Here is a 16,594-nt window from a genome sequence, read left to right as displayed (position 1 = left end):
GAATAAAAAGGAGGCACTTATTAATGAAAAGTAAACGGAAACAAATGGTTGCATCACTGACAGGATTGGTATTGGGGGTATTGGCATTTCCTATGGTAGCATCTGCCCATATGGATCAGAAACAACTTAACTTGGATTCGGTGGAGAACAATAATCAGGAATATGTATCAATTATTATGGCTCATGCCATTGGTTGGCGTTATAAAACGATAGATGGGTATGTATATAGACGCCAATATGATTATTCAGCACAGATGTGGCTTGGCGAATGGGAAGCGTGTTAATAAGCAAATAGTTTATGAGAAGGTCTGTCCTATAATGGGACAGGCTTTTTTTTTGTTAAAAATTAAAGTTCTAACTGTTAAAAGATCTTAATATTCCTCCATATGTTGAAAATGGCAAAATATAAAAATAAAATAAAGATTATATGGGAAATAAGCACATAAACGAAAGGGGGAAAGATGCGATTGTGGTGTTTTTAAATAAAATACAGCATCAAAATTATATAATATATCATGATTTTTTATATGATTTCTCCGGTTGTGAAAAAGTCACAAATTGATAGAATGATACTATAAGATACCCATAGCTGATAATCGTAAGACAAGGAAGGAAAAAATATGGATATGGAACATAAGATTATGTGTTATACAAGACAGCCGAAAGAGGATGGCATCTATTCCAACAAACTTGCATTTAGTATGCACCTGGCCGTTGTAGGAGATGAGGGGGAATTGATTCCTTTGAATCATAATTCTGGAATTCTGTATGCAAAAGCAGTGGAAAATCCAGATGGGACACTTCAGGCGAAAAGTCTCAATAATCCCTGGTTGTTTCAGATGGCAGACGAGACCTTTGGAGTGATTGCACAACGAATTGAGCCAGATGGGGGAGAAGATATTTCTGCCAGAGGTAAAGTTCTCCTTTTTACCACTTCTGATCTGCTGCATTACGAGGAACAGCCTCTTTTTGATCTTGATAGCAATCACAGGATTGAAGATGCGGCTTGTCGTTACGATACAGGGAAGGAAGCCTATCTTCTCACATGGTGTGAAGACAAGGGAGAATGGTTCCAGGCATGTTTTAAAGATTTAAAACATGGCAACAAACCATTTGATAAAAGAACAATCGTTCCGATCACCAAAGAGGATATCGTAGGAACCTATAAGGAAGTTCCAGAAGGGGCTATTTGCCGGAATACCATCAAGATTTCTGGGGAGTTGGCAGATCGATTGAAGAAAAAGCTGTTACCACCTGTGAATGTTTCCAATGAATTGCCGGAGAAAATTGAGGTTTCCTCCCTTGAGGCGCTTCATAAAGTCAAAGCAATTGCCAGATACAGTGATGGGACCAGCGTTTATAAGAGAGTGGATTGGGATGACAAAGGGATTGATTGGGAGAAATCAGGAACCTATCAAATAACCGGAAGAATCCATCAGGACCATTATGAATTCCCAGTGGCCTGGCATCGTGCGGATCCTTGTGTTGGAAAATGGAATGGCAGTTATTACTTTATTGCCACCAATGATCTTGACAATAACCACTCTCTTTATATTCGCAAATCAGATACCATAAAGGGATTGGTAACATCACAGGAAGTTAAGATACTGGATACAACGATGTATTCTCATTTAGGTGGACTTCTATGGGCTCCCGAGTTTCATATCATTAAGGATAGATTGTACATATTCCATGCAGGAACACCAGGAGAATTTAAAAAGGAACAATCTCATGTTATGGCACTGAAAGAATTTGGTGATCCTTTAAAAGCCTCAGACTGGGAGATGCCAGTAAAAGTGCTGAAAAAGGATGGATCTCCTCTCTATGGCGAGCAGGGAATTACCTTAGATATGACGGTGTTTGAGGCAAACGAACGTTTTTATGCAGTGTGGTCTCAACGTCAGTTTTCCCCTGTAGATCAAGGAGCATTTTTATACATTGCAGAGATTGATCCAGATGAACCTTTTAAACTTCTCACGGATCCTGTTCTTTTATCCAGACCTGAGTATGGCTGGGCCAACAACCATACCTTCGTAGATGAAGGACCATTTGCCATTGTCACGGAGAATCGGATCTTCCTGACTTTTTCCAGTGCAGCGGTTGACAGTACTTATGTCGTAGGTCTACTAAGCCTAGCTGTAGGGGAAAATCCTTTAAATCCTGACAATTGGATCAAAGAGAATTATCCACTTCTATCTTCTAGAAGTAAGGAAGGAGAATTCGGTCCAGGTCACAATGCATATGTAACAGATGAGGATGGTTTTTTATGGAATACCTATCATGCTCGTCCTGGGATAGACGGTCCTAGAAGTTCTGGAATTCGAAGAGTTCATTTTGACATAGATGGTTATCCAGTATTAGATTTAACCGAAGACAGGGATCTGGTGCCCGAATTATCGGAAGTCACGATGGAAGTTATTGTTAATAAAGTCAGCGATTGGGGGTTTGATAAACAAAACCAGGCAATAAATCCATACCTCCCATCCTGGGAATACATTCCGGATGGAGAACCCTATGTCTTTGGGGACAGAGTCTATGTTTACGGATCCCATGACCGGTTTCGAGGGAATGCTTACTGTCTAAAGGATTATGTATGCTGGTCAGCACCTGTCGATGATTTGTCTGATTGGAGATGCGAAGGAACTATATATAAAAAGATCCAGGATCCTATGAACCGTGATGGTCATATGTGTCTGTATGCTCCGGATGTAACGGTTGGACCAGATGGAAGATATTATCTATATTATGTTCTGGATAAAGTGCCGGTGGTTTCGGTGGCTGTTTGTGATACCCCAGCAGGAACGTATGAATTTTATGGTTATGTGCATTATTTTGATGGAACCAGGCTGGGTGAGAAGGAAACCGACGAACCCCAGTTTGACCCGGGCGTTTTAACCGAGGGAAAAAGGACTTATTTATATACTGGATTTTGTGCAATTGGTGACAAATCAAGAAGCGGTCCCATGGTGACAATACTCGGGGAGGATATGTTAACCTTAGAGGAAGGACCGGTTACAATCGCTCCCAGTGAACCTTATAGCAATGGAAGTGGATATGAAGGCCATGCGTTCTTTGAGGCACCTTCTATGAGGAAAATAGGAGACACCTATTACTTTATTTATTCTTCCATTAAAATGCACGAACTGTGTTATGCCACCAGTAAAAATCCCGTGAAGGGGTTCACTTATGGCGGAGTAATCATCAGCAACAACGACTTACATATTGATTCCTATAAACCGGCGGATAAACCAATGTATTATGGGGGGAATAACCACGGGAGTATAGTAGAAATCAAAGGAAAATGGTATATATTCTACCACAGACATACCGATGGAACGAATTTCAGCCGTCAGGGTTGTATGGAGGAGATCACCATTTTAGAAGATGGAACCATTCTTCAGTCGGAGATGACAACGAGTGGTGCAAATGGTGGACCATTAAAAGGACAGGGAACGTTCCCAGCTTATCTGGCATGCAATTTGTTTTGTAAGGAGGAAGCATTCTATACGGGAGGCCCCGGACTTTTTATGGATTGTAGATTTCCCAAAATTACCCAGGACGGCAAGGATGGAGATGAAGAAACCGGATACATTGCGAATATGCAAGATGGAGCCAATGCAGGGTTTAAATACTTTGATTGTAGAGGGATTTGCAGCGTATCGGTAAGCGTTCGGGGGTACTGCAATGGTGAATTTCTTGTTAAAACCGCATGGGATGGTCCGGTTCTTGGAACGATTCCTGTCGTATCTTCCAACATCTGGGTAGTTTATACCTCTGAGATAACCATACCAGATGGGATACATGCGTTATATTTGGAATATTCTGGAACAGGAGGTGCGAACTTAAAAGCATTTACTCTTAAAAAAGAGGAATGAGTACTGGAAAAAATAACAAGAGGAGAAGAGGTATGATTGTATCGAAAAATTACGTAGTAGACCCAGATGCACACATCCCATTTGAAAATCACGCAGATGACTGCGTTGGAACGGGGCGTATGGGGCTTGCTTTAACAAAAGAATATCAGGATCAACTGGCTTTGGTGCAGGAAGAAATAGGATTTCGGCATATACGGGGACATGGATTATTTTCAGATGATATGGCAATTTATCATGAATATAAAGATGAGTCTGGGGAAACAAGGGCAGAGTATAATTTCACCTACTTAGATCTAGTGATGGATCATTATTTAAAATTGAGCATCCGGCCTTTTTTGGAACTAGGATTTATGCCGGAACAGATGGCATCCGGTAACCAGACGGTTTTTTACTGGAAAGGCAATGTAACACCGCCCAAAGACTATGAAACATGGTGTGACATGGTTCAGGCTACTCTTCGACATTTGCTAGAACGGTACGGAACAGAGGAAGTGATCAAATGGCCCATTGAGGTATGGAACGAACCAAATCTGCCTGGATTCTGGGAACATGCGGATATGGAAGAATATTTCCGATTGTTTCGAAAAACATTTGATGCGGTAAAAGAAGTAGATTCTAAGTTTCGGGTGGGGGGACCTGCCATTTGTGGTGTGGACGATGAACGATGGATCCGTTCTTTCTTAGAGTTTTGCAGCAGAGAAACAATTCCTTTGGATTTCGTCACAAGACATCATTATACAACAGAACTTCCCGAAAAAGTAGGGCATTACGGATATGCAAAGCTTTCGGAATCAGAGTATGGCTTCCAAAATCTCCACAAAACCAGAGAAATAGTCGATGGGTTCAACGAATATAAGGGGCGTGATATTTACATAACAGAATTTAACACTTCTTATATACCCAACTGTCCCATTCATGATACCAATCAGAATGCAGCTTATATTGCACATCAACTTTCCAAGTTGGGGGATGACAACCAGTCGTACTCTTACTGGACATTTGGTGATGTGTTTGAAGAAAATGGGGTTCCATTTACTCCGTTTCATGGGGGATTTGGTTTGGTGGCAAATGGCTGCATTCCCAAACCTACGTTCTGGACGTTTCAGTTTTACAAAGAATTAACTGGAACTTGCGTGCACAAATCTGAGGAGGCAGTGATTGTAAAACAGAAAGATGGAAGCTATCGTGGGGTGGCGTTTCACAGCTGCCTTAAGCGGAGAGGGAAAGTCATTAAACTTGACTTTACGTTCCCAGTTCCGAAAGGAGAGTATGTTCTATTAACAAAAACCGTTGATGAAGAAACGTGCAATCCATTAAAACTATGGCATGATATGGGGGAACCTGCCAGCTTGACAAAAGAACAGGTAAAACTGTTGAAAGAAAGTGCTAGACCGTTTGTGAGCAGCGAAAGGATGCTGTCAAATGAGGAAGGGGGGAGAGTATCGTTTCAAATAAAAGAGAATGGGGTAATCTATTTTGAATTAAAACTTGTGGGAAAGTACAGTGACCGTGGATACTGTTATGAACGAGTGATGCAGTACTTATAAGCAAAAGGAACTGTCTGCAGCAATTATGGGAGGGAAAAGAAATGAGAAGGTTATTGGGGAAAGCAGGAGCTATCTGCATGGGAATCATGGTTTGTCTAAATATGTCAACGGGAATGGTTTGGGCAAACGATCAAGCAGCAAAAAGCCAGGAGAAGAAGGAAGTTAAGATAGAGAGTCTTACACCTATAAAGGATATTTATAAGGGGAAATTTCTCATCGGAAATATTTATAATAGCATTAACCTTACAGGAGTGGATAAAGATATCATACTACATCATTACAATGTGCTTACACCGGAAAATATGATGAAGCCAGATGCCATGCAGCGGAAAAAGGGAGTATTTACTTACGAATCCGCAGATGCCATGACTGGATTCTGTCAGGAGAATGGCTTGCAGACGGTGGGGCATACGCTGGCTTGGCATGGACAGACACCGGACTGGATGAATGCCGCATGCAGTCGGGAAGAAGCGATTGGGAGGCTAAAGAATCACATCGCAAACGTTGCAGGACATTACAATGGGAAACTGTTATCCTGGGATGTGGTAAACGAAGCAATTAAAGATGGAGCCAGACTCCCGGAAGATGGAAACTGGAAATCCTGCCTGCGGGATACTCCTTGGCTTAGAAATATTGGGGATGATTATATTGAACTGGCTTTTCAGTTTGCCCATGAAGCAGATCCAAGTGCAAAACTGTATTATAACGATTACAATCTAAATGACAACAACAAAGCTGAAATTGCAGCCGCTATGTTTTCAGATTTAAAGAAAAAGGGCATTCCCATTGATGGGATCGGTATGCAGGCGCATTACAGCACTACATTGCCAATTGCTACAGTAAAGTATTCCCTTGAACTATTTAAAAAGGCTGGAGCTGAAATATCAATAACAGAACTAGATGTAGGAGTTAGTAAGGCAGAGGCTTCCGGGCTTACAAAGGATCAGGAGATTGCTCAGGGGCAAATGTATGCCCAGCTTTTCAAACTTTACAATCAATACTCAGATTCTATAAAAAGAGTAACATTTTGGGGATATGTAGATACCAAAAGCTGGAGAAGTGAAAATTTCCCCTGTTTATTTGATGGGAATTACAAAGCCAAAGAAGCTTATTATGCAGTTGCAGACCCTGATGGATATTTGAACAAACACCCACTAGAGGAAACTCCAGAACCAAATACCATAAGCGCTGTGAAAGGGACACCAGTAATCGATGGAACTGTGGACGAAATCTGGAATCAGGCAAAGGAAGAATCGGTTCGCATTATGACAATGGCCTGGCAGGGTGCGACTGGTACCGTGAAAACACTTTGGGATGAAAAAAACATTTATGTTCTTGTTCATGTCAAAGACAAAACATTAAATACGGATAGTGAAAATGCCTACGAGCAGGATTCGGTAGAACTGTTTTTAGACGAGAACAATGACAAATCCTACTATTATCAGAAAGATGATGGACAGTTTCGTGTGTCTTGTAAAAACGTAGTAACGTTTGGAAGCAATGGAATGAGAGATGGTTTTAAATCAGCGATACAAGTGACTGGGGATGGATATCTGGTGGAAGCAAGGATACCGTTAACGAGCACAGCGAAAAAAGGCAATGTGATGGGATTTGATATTCAAATCAACGACAGCAATGAACGTGGTGAGAGAATCAGCGTAGCCAAATTTAATGATGATTCTGACAATTCCTGGCAGTCAACAGCCCGGTGGGGGAATCTCCTGTTAAAGGATTAAAATCGAATTAGAATATGTGAAAAATAACAGGTATAAAATCAAGGAGAGTGCAAACGGTTGGCGAATTCCACATGTTTTTCCTCTGTTTCGATAAAAATATTATATAAAATACCATGATTTCACCTATTCTTTGTCCGGTTGTTAATTCGATAAATATTGATAAAATATAGGTATAAAGTACTAAAATCGATCACAGTACAGAAGAGATTCATGTTTCAGCTGAATGTGGTTTTAATGAGAAGGGGGAATACATTATGAAACGATTCAAAGCAGTAGCCATTCTGTCAGCGGCAGCGATGGTTACGTCATTACTTGGGGGTTGTGGCAATTCCAATGGGAAAACAGCTTCCAAAGGGGAAGAAAAAGATGGAATTCGGGAATATACAGCGTTCTTTTCAACTTCAGGGATAGAATTGAATGATGATAATGTCATTCAGCAGAAGATTGCTGAAATTACCGGTGCGAAAGTGAAAGAAAACTGGCTGACCGGGCAGAGCGCTTCGGAGGCGGTGGGTACCATGATTGCAGGCGGAGAGTATCCGGATATGATTGACGGAGGTGACGGCTCTTCCCAATTATACGATGCAGGAGCTTTGATTCCACTAGATGATTACCTGGATAAGTATCCAAATTTGAAAAACTTCTGGTCAGAGGAAAATTGGGATAAGGTTCGTCAGCCTGATGGGCATATCTACTGGATTCCTCAGTTTGGAAATCCATACAAGAAAGATATGTCTCCCACACCTGCAGAGGCATTTTGGATTCAGACCCGTGTATTAAAATGGGCTGGATATCCTGAGATTAAAACGCTGAAAGAGTATTTTAAACTGTTGGAAGACTATAATGCGGCCAATCCTACGATGGAAGATGGAACAACTAATATTCCATACACCATATTGTGTGATGACTGGCGTTACTTCTGTTTGGAAAATCCACCTCAGTTCCTGGCTGGATATCCCAATGATGGATCTGTAATTGTAGATCCGAAAACCAAAAAAATTGTAGACTATAATACGATTGATGAAGCCAAAGAATATTTCAAAATTCTCAATGAAGAATATGCAAAAGAAATGATTGATCCAGAAGCGTTTACACAAAGTTATGATGAGTACATAGCGAAATTGTCCAGTGGACGTGTCCTTGGGATGGTCGATCAGTGGTGGCAGTTTCAGACAGCCAGAGACAGCATTGATCAACAGAATCTAGCGGAACAGGGGTGCAGTTACGTTCCTCTTGGACTGACTGTAGACGATGGGGTAACACCGAATTATAACACAAAGGCTGCAATTAACGTCGGGAGCGGTTTGGCAATTACAGTCAGCTGCAAAGATCCCGAAGGAGTGCTACAGTTTTTAAATGATCTTCTCAGTCCAGAAGTAAGAATTCTTCGGGGATGGGGAATCAAAGGTGTTGACTACGAAGAAGGGGAAGACGGTCTATTCTACCGGAACGAAGAACAGTGGAAAAATTCCACCGATTCCGCATATAAAGCTTCCCATATATGTGCATATGGATATTTGCCAAACTACACTGGAGTTCTAGTTGATGAGAAGAATGCATCAGATCCAAAACAACAGCCTTCTGAATTTGCCAAGAGTCTTCCCGTAGACGTTCAGGAATGTCTCAAGGAATATGATTGCAAGACCTATCTTGAAATGATGGATCCGATGGATGATGTACCAGGACCATGGTTTCCGATGTATTCATTCTCAAACACGATGACTACGGCCACGGAAGGTGGCATGGCATGGAACAAGATGAGAGAAATCAAGCAGGAATATCTTCCAAAGGTTGTTATGAGCAGTGATTTTACACAAGGCTGGAATGAATATATGAATGCTTATCAAGATGGAAAACCGGATGTATTTATAAAGGAAATGCAGGAAGAACTGGATCGCAGAATTGAGAATGCTGCGAAATATGCGAAGTAAGAGATAATAAGCAGGCAGCTAGGTTCGTTGTAAAACTAGGCTGCCTCTTTTACTGGAAAAGGAGAGCTGCTGTATGGTATCATCACAGGGAAAGGCGAAGGCGCCAATTAAAAAGTTTAACTGGAAAGAATTTAAAAGACAAAAAGTTCTAATGATTTGGTCTGCAATATTTGTTGTTTATGGGTTGGTTTTTTGTTATGTACCGTTATTTGGCTGGCTGATGGCTTTTCAGAACTATAAACCGGCAAAAGGGGTTTTTGGGTCCGAGTTTGTGGGAATGGCTAAGTTTGCGCAGTTATTTTCGGATGCTACATTCCTCAGGGTTATCCGGAACACACTCGCCATGGGGGTTATCAATCTGGTATTTACTTTTGTGACCGCCATTGCATTTGCAATTCTTCTGAACGAATTGCAATTCCAATTTGGCAAGAAGTCGGTACAGACCATATCTTACCTTCCACATTTTCTTTCTTGGATTGTTGTTACCGGTATCTTAAATGATATCTTGTCTGGAACCGGAATCGTCAATGAATTACTGATGAAATTTGGTATATTAACTCAGCCTTTGAATTTCTTTGCGCATCCTCCTTATTTCTGGTGGATCGTAGGATTTGCAAATGTTTGGAAAGAAACAGGTTGGAATGCAATTATCTATCTCGCAGCAATCACAGCAATTGACCCAACATTGTATGAAGCGGCCGCGATTGATGGAGCCGGCAGATGGGCAAAGATCAAATATATTATTCTACCTGGAATCAAACCAACAATTATGATACTACTACTATTAAACATAGGTAATGTTCTCAATGCAGGATTTGAGGTTCAGTATCTATTGGGAAATGGATTGGTGCAAAGGGTTTCCCAAACCATTGATATTTACGTGTTGAAATGGGGAATCAGCCAGCTTGATTATTCTCTTGGTACTGCGGCTGGTATTTTCAAGAGCGTAGTTAGTATCATATTGATCGTTTTCACAAATTGGCTGGCAAAACGATCTGGTGAAGAAAGGTTGTTCTAAGGAGGATAAAGAAGATGAATAAGAAAGAAAAATTTGTAGTAAAGAAGACAAAATATAAAACTTCTTTTTCTAACCATATATTTGTTATACTAAATACAATATTTATGATTGCGTTTGTGGTGATAACTTTGTATCCAGTAATCAACACCTTGGCAGTTTCATTTAATGATGGAACCGATGCATTAAGAGGCGGGATTCATCTGCTTCCCAGAAGATTTACACTACAGAATTATAAGACGGTATTGAAAAAAGATAACTTGATAACAGGGGCTTATATCTCCATTGCAAGAACCGTAATTGGAACATTTTCTGCCCTGGCGGCCAATGCAATTTTGGCATTCATTGTAAGTAGAAAACGGTTTCTATTTAAAAGTCAGCTTTCCCTTTTTTGGGTCATTACCATGTATGTAAATGGAGGAATGATCCCCATATTCCTGCTGTTTCAAAAATTGGGTCTAACTAATAATTTCTGGGTCTATGTCGTTCCCGGCATGGTAAGTGCTTTTAATCTCTTAGTTATGAGAACGTATATGCAGGGAATTCCAGACAGCTTGGAGGAATCGGCGCAGTTGGATGGGGCTGGATATTTCACTATTTTCACAAAAATCATATCCCCTCTTTGCAAACCAGTCTATGCGACCGTTGCATTGTTTATTGCTGTAGGACAGTGGAACGCCTGGTTTGACGCTATGTTGTATAACCGGATGAGTCCTCAGTATACAACGTTACAGTATGAGCTAATGAAGTTACTCTCATCTGTTAGCAATCAGGGGGGCAATGTAGAAACGATGAAAAATGCACTGTCGACAGCTGCTGTTACACCGACTTCTGTACGTGCGGCGGCAACAATATTAACCATGCTTCCAATTGTATGTTTATATCCGTTTTTACAGCGCTATTTTGTAACCGGCTTAACCATTGGTGGGGTAAAAGAATAAAAAGGAGGCAATTTGATGCAGGGTGCATTTATTACCGGAATTTATAAAAATGTATGGAAAGAATACGGGTACAAGCAAGAAGAGATAGATCGTAAGGTGGAAGAAGCGTTTCAAACTCTATTTTATGGGTCAGAAGAGGAAAGGATCTATCATTCAGTTGGTGCCGATATGGGTTACATAGAAGACACTGGAAACATTGATGTAAGAACGGAAGGTATGTCCTATGGTATGATGATGTGTGTCCAGATGGATAAGAAAGAGGAGTTCGATCGAATCTGGAAGTGGACCAAAACTTATATGTATATGGACAAAGGGGAGAATAAAGAGTATTTTGCCTGGTCGTGTCAACTAGATGGTACGAAAAACGCTTGGGGTCCTGCTCCGGATGGAGAGGAATATTTTGCCATGGCTTTGTTCTTTGCAGCAAATCGGTGGGGGAATGGAACTGGGATATTCAACTATGAAGAACAGGCGAGGGAGATCCTTTCGGCCTGTCTACATAAGGGAGAATCAGAAGGAACCGGAAAACCCATGTGGGATCTTGAACGTAAGCTGATTAAATTTATCACGGAATGTGACTTTACCGATCCTTCTTATCATCTGCCCCATTTTTATGAGTTGTTCTCTCTTTGGGCAAAGGAAGAAGATCAGAGGTTCTGGAAAGATGCGGCTGCGGCGAGTCGGGAATATTTGAAAAAGGCATGCCACCCGGTTACTGGTTTGTGTGGAGAATATGCAGATTATGAAGGGGTACCTCTTAAAGCAGATCATATAGCGGGTCAGCGTCATGATTGGTATTACAGTGATGCGTATCGAACTATCGCAAACTTGGGCTTGGATTATCTGTGGTTCGCCAAAGATGAATGGGAATGTGATAACGTAGAAAAAATCCAAAAATTCTTTTGTGAAACGCAAAAAGGCCGTATGGATGGAGTATATCTAATCGATGGAACTGTACTTAAGGAGCCTGCCCGTCATCCAATCGCCATTGTAGCCACCAATGCACAGGGATCCCTGGCAAGTAAAGGTGAGTATGGGAAAGAATGCGTCAAACGGTTCTGGGAGACACCGCTTAGAAAGGGAGAAAAACGGTATTACGACAATTGCCTGTACTTTTTTGCACTTCTGGCATTAAGCGGGCGATATCGAATCTGGAAATAGTGAAACATTGACATGCCTTTAATAACTCTCATGTAAATCTGTATACATGGGAGTTATTTTTAAAAATAATAAAATGGGGGGCAAAGCAAATATGATAAAATTGGATCAACAAAACAAACGAATTGTTTTTGAAAGAAAAGATGAAATAACGGTAATAGAAGCATATGGGAAAAACTGTCTGCGATGCCGTTCAACCAGAAATAGCACGATATCGGAACAAAGCTGGACCCTTTTGCCTCCAGCAACGGAAGATGAGTGTTTCATAGAAGGGGATGAAACGGTTGCAACGATTCAAAATGGAGCGGTTTCTGCAACCATAGAAGAGGGAAAACCCTGGTATGGTGGCATTATCAGCTATTATAGGAATGGGGAAAGAATACTGCATGGGAGATTTGAAGGAGATCATGTAAACCGCTTTATCCATGTAGAAGGAGATCATTATCAGATCAAGGTATTGTTTGATGCCAATCCTTCAGAACATTTTTATGGGCTTGGACAGGAAACCGAAGATGCATTTGATCGGAAAGGAAGTACTTGTAATCTAATCCATTACAATACGAAATCAACGCTTCCTGTCGTATATTCCTCTCTAGGGTATGGCTTTTTTTGGAATAATCCATCTCCGGGTAGATGCGAAACCACGAGAAATCACACCTTGTGGTGTGCGGACAGTGCTTATCAGGCGGATTATCTGGTATTTGCAGGTGAAAAACCAGCGGATGCAATGAAAACTTACTCTGATTTAACGGGGTATGCCCCTAAGTTTCCAGCTTGGGCTTCTGGTTTTTGGCAATGTAAATTAAGATATGAAAGCCAGGAGGAACTATTAGAAGTAGCAAGAGAATACAAAAAAAGGGGAATCCCGATCTCAGCTATTGTAATCGATTATTTCCACTGGACCGAACAGGGAGAATGGAAATTTGATCCCAAATACTGGCCAGATCCAAACGCTATGTGCAAGGAACTGGAATCAATGGGAATAAAACCTATCGTATCCATCTGGCCAACGATAAATCCCAATAGTGAAAATTATAGTAAGATGGACGAACAAAACATGCTCATCCGTACAGAGAATGGGCAGTATGGTACGTTTTCCTTTTATGGGCAGCAGACGTTTATTGATCCCATGAATCCCAAAACACGTTCCTATGTATGGGAGAGAGTGAAGAAGAATTACTATGAACAGGGAATTAAAAATTTCTGGCTTGATGAAGCAGAGCCAGAGGTACATCCTCAGCAATTCGGGCACCTTCATTTTTATTTGGGAAATGGAGCTCAAACTGCAATGCTATATCCATATTATTATGCTAAAATGTTCTATGACGGATTGAGAGAGCAGGGGGAAGAGGAAATCATTCTTTTGACCCGTGCAGCCTATCCAGGAAGTCAAAAATTTGGGGCGGCGGTCTGGAATGGGGATATTGTTTCCGACTGGGCGGCACTGCGTCAGAGTGTAACCAGTGGATTGTCCATGGGAATGTGCGGAATTCCTTGGTGGAACAGTGACATCGGTGGGTTCTTGAGTGGAGATACCGAAAGTGATGAATTTAGAGAATTGATTGCTAGGTGGTTCCAATTCGGGTTGTTTTCCCCTATCATGAGACTACATGGGGCCAGAAAGCGGACCAAAGATCAGAAAGATCAAAATCCCGGTATCATTGAGCGGAGTGGTGGTCCCAACGAAATCTGGAGTTTTGGAGAAAAAAACTATGAGATTATAAAGAATCTGATCGAAGTCCGAGAAAGATTAAGACCATATATTCAAAAGTATATGGACATTGCCAGTAAAACGGGTTCCCCGATTATGAGACCGATGTTTTATGATTTCTACGAAGATGAGAGGTGCTATACACTGGAAGATCAGTATATGTTTGGAGAAGACATTCTGTTTGCACCAATTTTACAGCCAGGACAGACAAAAAGGAAGGTTTATTTGCCACAAGGGACATGGACGTGCATCAAAGACCAAAAGTGCTATGGTGGAAATCAGGAAGTTATTATTTCTGCAAAGATTCATCAATTTGTTGCGTTTGTTAAAGAGGGAAGCCCAGTAATCGAGGCATTTTACGAACAAAGGAGAACAATACATGAAGAACAAAAATGATGGAATGAATTACGCCCCTAAAGGGAAGCCAGATCCAGTTGTATTAAAAGGAGAATTTAAGATTGCAGCCATTGCACTGGACCATGGACATATCTATGGGATGTGCAATGGGCTGACAGAGGCAGGAGCCTCGGTAAAATGGGTTTATGATAAGGACCCAGGAAAAATAGCTGGTTTTATAAAAGCATTTCCAGAAGCAAAAGCAGCGCAGTCTGAAGAGGAGATCCTTAATGATCCAGAGGTAAAACTGGTCTGTAGTGCGGCCGTCACCAGCTTGCGTGCCAGCCTTGGGCTAAGGGTTATGGCAGCCGGCAAGGATTATTTTACCGATAAAGCACCATTAACGACTTTAAGGCAGTTGGAAGAAGTCAAAGAAATGGTGAAACGTACAGGTAAGAAGTACATGGTTTATTATAGCGAACGAATTCATGTAGAAGCGGCCGTATTTGCAGGGCAGTTAATTGAACAGGGAGCCATTGGTACACCCATACATATTGATGGATTCGGACCACACCGGGTGGGAGATCCAAAAGGACGGCCGGATTGGTTTTTTAAAAAAGAACAGTATGGAGGAATCTTGTGTGATATCGGCAGCCATCAGATTGAACAATTTCTCTACTTCTGTGGAGTCAAAGATGCAAAAGTACAATATTCTCAGGTTGGGAATTTTGGGCATCCAGATCATCCCGAACTGGAAGATTTTGGAGATGCTGTGCTGCTAGGAGACAATGGAGCAACGCAGCATTTTCGGGTGGATTGGTTTACTCCAGATGGATTATCAACCTGGGGAGATGGCAGGACGTTTATACTGGGGACGGAGGGGTATATCGAACTTAGAAAATACGTAAATATTGGAATGCATGATGGTAGTGCGGATCATGTATTTTTGGTGAATCATAATGGGGAACAGCATTTTGAAGTGACAGGAAAAGTAGGATATCCGTTCTTTGGTCAGCTAATATTAGATTGCATCCACCGGACAGAGCATGCCATGACACAAGAACATGCATTGAAAGCAGCAGAATTATGTGTCAGAGCAGAGAACCAGGCAGTAGAGATCCACTATAACAGGGAAGGAGCGACCGTGTAAAATGATACAGGTAGCAATTGTAGGAACTGGTAATATCTCTGTGGCACATTTGGAAGCATTGTCAAAATTTCCAGAACGATGTAAGGTGGTTGCCTTGTGTGATATTTACCCAGAGAAAGCAGAAGCGTTAAAGGAAAAACATCACTTGGATTGTGAGATTTTTGATGATCACCAGAAGATGCTGGATTCTGGAATTCCAATCAATATGGTTCATGTATGTACGCCGCCCTATGTTCATGCAGAAATAGCCATTCACTCCATGGACGCTGGCTGCCATGTGCTGGTAGAAAAACCCATGGCAACTTGCCTGGCAGAATGCGATGCGATGTTAGAGGCAGAAGAAAGAAACCAGGTAATTATGGCATGTGTAGCGCAAAATAGATTTCGGAATGAAATCCATAAATTGAAACAAGTATATGACAGCAAACTGGCGGGGAAATTATGCTGTGCCCATATTAATTCCCTATGGTGGAGGGGAGACTGTTATTATGATTTATGGTGGAGAGGAACCTGGGAAAAGGAAGGGGGCGGGCCGACACTCAATCATGCGGTTCATCATATTGATATGCTGAATTGGATCGAAGGGAAGATGCCAGTGGAGGTAATGGCAATGCTTACCAATGTGATGCATGATCATTCGGAAGTTGAGGACCTATCTCTGGCTGTGCTGAAATACCAGGATGGTAGTATGGCTCAGGTAACTAGTTCTGTGGTTCATCATGGAGAGCAGCAGGGAGTAGAACTTCAGTGCGCCGATGCTAAAATTTCAGCACCCTGGGATTTGAAGGCAGAAAAAACAAGATCCAATGGGTTTGGAATGAAAGATGGAAATCAGGATCTCATGAAACAAATAGAAGAGACATATAAGAAGATCCCGGATCTTACATACGAAGGTCATACCGGAGAGATTGATGATGTATTAAGTGCTTTGGAAGCGGGGAAAAGACCTATGATTACCGGTGTAGATGGAAGAAAAACAGTGGAACTGATCACTGCTATTTACAAAGCTGGCTGTTCCAAACAACAAGTGGGACTTCCCATTCTGGCTGATGATGAATATTATACTTTTGAGGGGCTTTTAAAGAATGCCATTCGCTTTCATGAAAAAAGTCATTCCGTTGATAACTTTTCAGATACAGAAATTACTCTGGGAAATTATAAACGATAATTATAGAGAGCAAGATCTAGCTGTAA

Annotated in this window: 11 protein-coding genes and 1 pseudogene; all 12 read left to right on the top strand. The window is 41.4% G+C overall.

The annotated features are described in order from the left end of the window. Positions 1 to 23: 23 nt before the first annotated feature. Positions 24 to 284: a hypothetical protein gene (locus tag EFT72_RS07680; RefSeq protein WP_124066327.1), complete on the top strand. Its 261-nt coding sequence runs from the start codon at positions 24 to 26 to the stop codon at positions 282 to 284. A 336-nt stretch (positions 285 to 620) separates the two neighbouring features. After that, a pseudogene (locus tag EFT72_RS07675) lies at positions 621 to 2,342 on the top strand (family 43 glycosylhydrolase); the annotation flags it as partial. Between the two features lie 66 nt (positions 2,343 to 2,408). Beyond that, positions 2,409 to 3,875, top strand: a complete 1,467-nt coding sequence (locus EFT72_RS19465) for a family 43 glycosylhydrolase (protein ID WP_206426621.1) — start codon at positions 2,409 to 2,411, stop codon at positions 3,873 to 3,875. 32 nt (positions 3,876 to 3,907) lie between these two features. Next, entirely contained in the window at positions 3,908 to 5,422 is a 1,515-nt protein-coding gene (locus tag EFT72_RS07670; RefSeq protein WP_124066326.1) for a glycosyl hydrolase, read from the top strand. Positions 5,423 to 5,463: 41 nt separating this feature from the next. Beyond that, entirely contained in the window at positions 5,464 to 7,158 is a 1,695-nt protein-coding gene (locus tag EFT72_RS07665) for an endo-1,4-beta-xylanase (RefSeq protein WP_124066325.1), read from the top strand. Between the two features lie 254 nt (positions 7,159 to 7,412). Continuing rightward, on the top strand, positions 7,413 to 9,089 hold the full coding sequence (locus tag EFT72_RS07660; protein WP_124066324.1) for an extracellular solute-binding protein: 1,677 nt from the start codon (positions 7,413 to 7,415) through the stop codon (positions 9,087 to 9,089). A gap of 73 nt (positions 9,090 to 9,162) precedes the next feature. After that, on the top strand, positions 9,163 to 10,107 hold the full coding sequence (locus EFT72_RS07655) for an ABC transporter permease subunit (RefSeq protein WP_124066323.1): 945 nt from the start codon (positions 9,163 to 9,165) through the stop codon (positions 10,105 to 10,107). Between the two features lie 14 nt (positions 10,108 to 10,121). Next, entirely contained in the window at positions 10,122 to 11,045 is a 924-nt protein-coding gene (locus tag EFT72_RS07650) for a carbohydrate ABC transporter permease (RefSeq protein WP_124066322.1), read from the top strand. Positions 11,046 to 11,060: 15 nt separating this feature from the next. Beyond that, positions 11,061 to 12,206 carry a glycosyl hydrolase family 8 gene (locus EFT72_RS07645; protein ID WP_124066321.1) on the top strand — a complete coding sequence of 382 codons (1,146 nt, stop codon included), beginning with the start codon at positions 11,061 to 11,063 and terminating at the stop codon, positions 12,204 to 12,206. A 91-nt stretch (positions 12,207 to 12,297) separates the two neighbouring features. Then, the gene (locus EFT72_RS07640) at positions 12,298 to 14,310 is read left to right on the top strand and encodes a TIM-barrel domain-containing protein (protein ID WP_124066320.1); all 2,013 of its coding nucleotides are present in this window, start codon (positions 12,298 to 12,300) and stop codon (positions 14,308 to 14,310) included. Further along, complete coding sequence (locus tag EFT72_RS07635) at positions 14,294 to 15,400, top strand: Gfo/Idh/MocA family oxidoreductase (RefSeq protein ID WP_124066319.1); 1,107 nt, start codon at positions 14,294 to 14,296, stop codon at positions 15,398 to 15,400. Before EFT72_RS07640 ends, EFT72_RS07635 begins: the two co-directional genes overlap by 17 nt. 1 nt (position 15,401) lies before the next feature. After that, positions 15,402 to 16,568, top strand: coding sequence for a Gfo/Idh/MocA family oxidoreductase (locus tag EFT72_RS07630; RefSeq protein WP_124066318.1), 1,167 nt, complete (start codon positions 15,402 to 15,404; stop codon positions 16,566 to 16,568). The last annotated feature ends 26 nt before the right edge of the window (positions 16,569 to 16,594 follow it).

It is taken from the genome of Clostridium sp. E02 (assembly GCF_003833015.1).
In the GTDB taxonomy this organism is placed as follows: domain Bacteria; phylum Bacillota; class Clostridia; order Lachnospirales; family Lachnospiraceae; genus Lacrimispora.
This window is presented reverse-complemented; position numbering and strand designations above follow the sequence as displayed.

Excerpts from the sequence above, each read along its gene's own strand:
- EFT72_RS07635 (WP_124066319.1), top strand. The coding sequence starts at position 14,294 with ATGAAGAACAAAAATGATGGAATGAATTACGCCCCTAAAGGGAAGCCA.
- EFT72_RS07680 (WP_124066327.1), top strand. The coding sequence starts at position 24 with ATGAAAAGTAAACGGAAACAAATGGTTGCATCACTGACAGGATTGGTA.
- EFT72_RS07670 (WP_124066326.1), top strand. The coding sequence starts at position 3,908 with ATGATTGTATCGAAAAATTACGTAGTAGACCCAGATGCACACATCCCA.
- EFT72_RS07640 (WP_124066320.1), top strand. The coding sequence starts at position 12,298 with ATGATAAAATTGGATCAACAAAACAAACGAATTGTTTTTGAAAGAAAA.
- EFT72_RS19465 (WP_206426621.1), top strand. The coding sequence starts at position 2,409 with ATGGAAGTTATTGTTAATAAAGTCAGCGATTGGGGGTTTGATAAACAA.
- EFT72_RS07650 (WP_124066322.1), top strand. The coding sequence starts at position 10,122 with ATGAATAAGAAAGAAAAATTTGTAGTAAAGAAGACAAAATATAAAACT.
- EFT72_RS07660 (WP_124066324.1), top strand. The coding sequence starts at position 7,413 with ATGAAACGATTCAAAGCAGTAGCCATTCTGTCAGCGGCAGCGATGGTT.
- EFT72_RS07655 (WP_124066323.1), top strand. The coding sequence starts at position 9,163 with ATGGTATCATCACAGGGAAAGGCGAAGGCGCCAATTAAAAAGTTTAAC.
- EFT72_RS07645 (WP_124066321.1), top strand. The coding sequence starts at position 11,061 with ATGCAGGGTGCATTTATTACCGGAATTTATAAAAATGTATGGAAAGAA.
- EFT72_RS07665 (WP_124066325.1), top strand. The coding sequence starts at position 5,464 with ATGAGAAGGTTATTGGGGAAAGCAGGAGCTATCTGCATGGGAATCATG.
- EFT72_RS07630 (WP_124066318.1), top strand. The coding sequence starts at position 15,402 with ATGATACAGGTAGCAATTGTAGGAACTGGTAATATCTCTGTGGCACAT.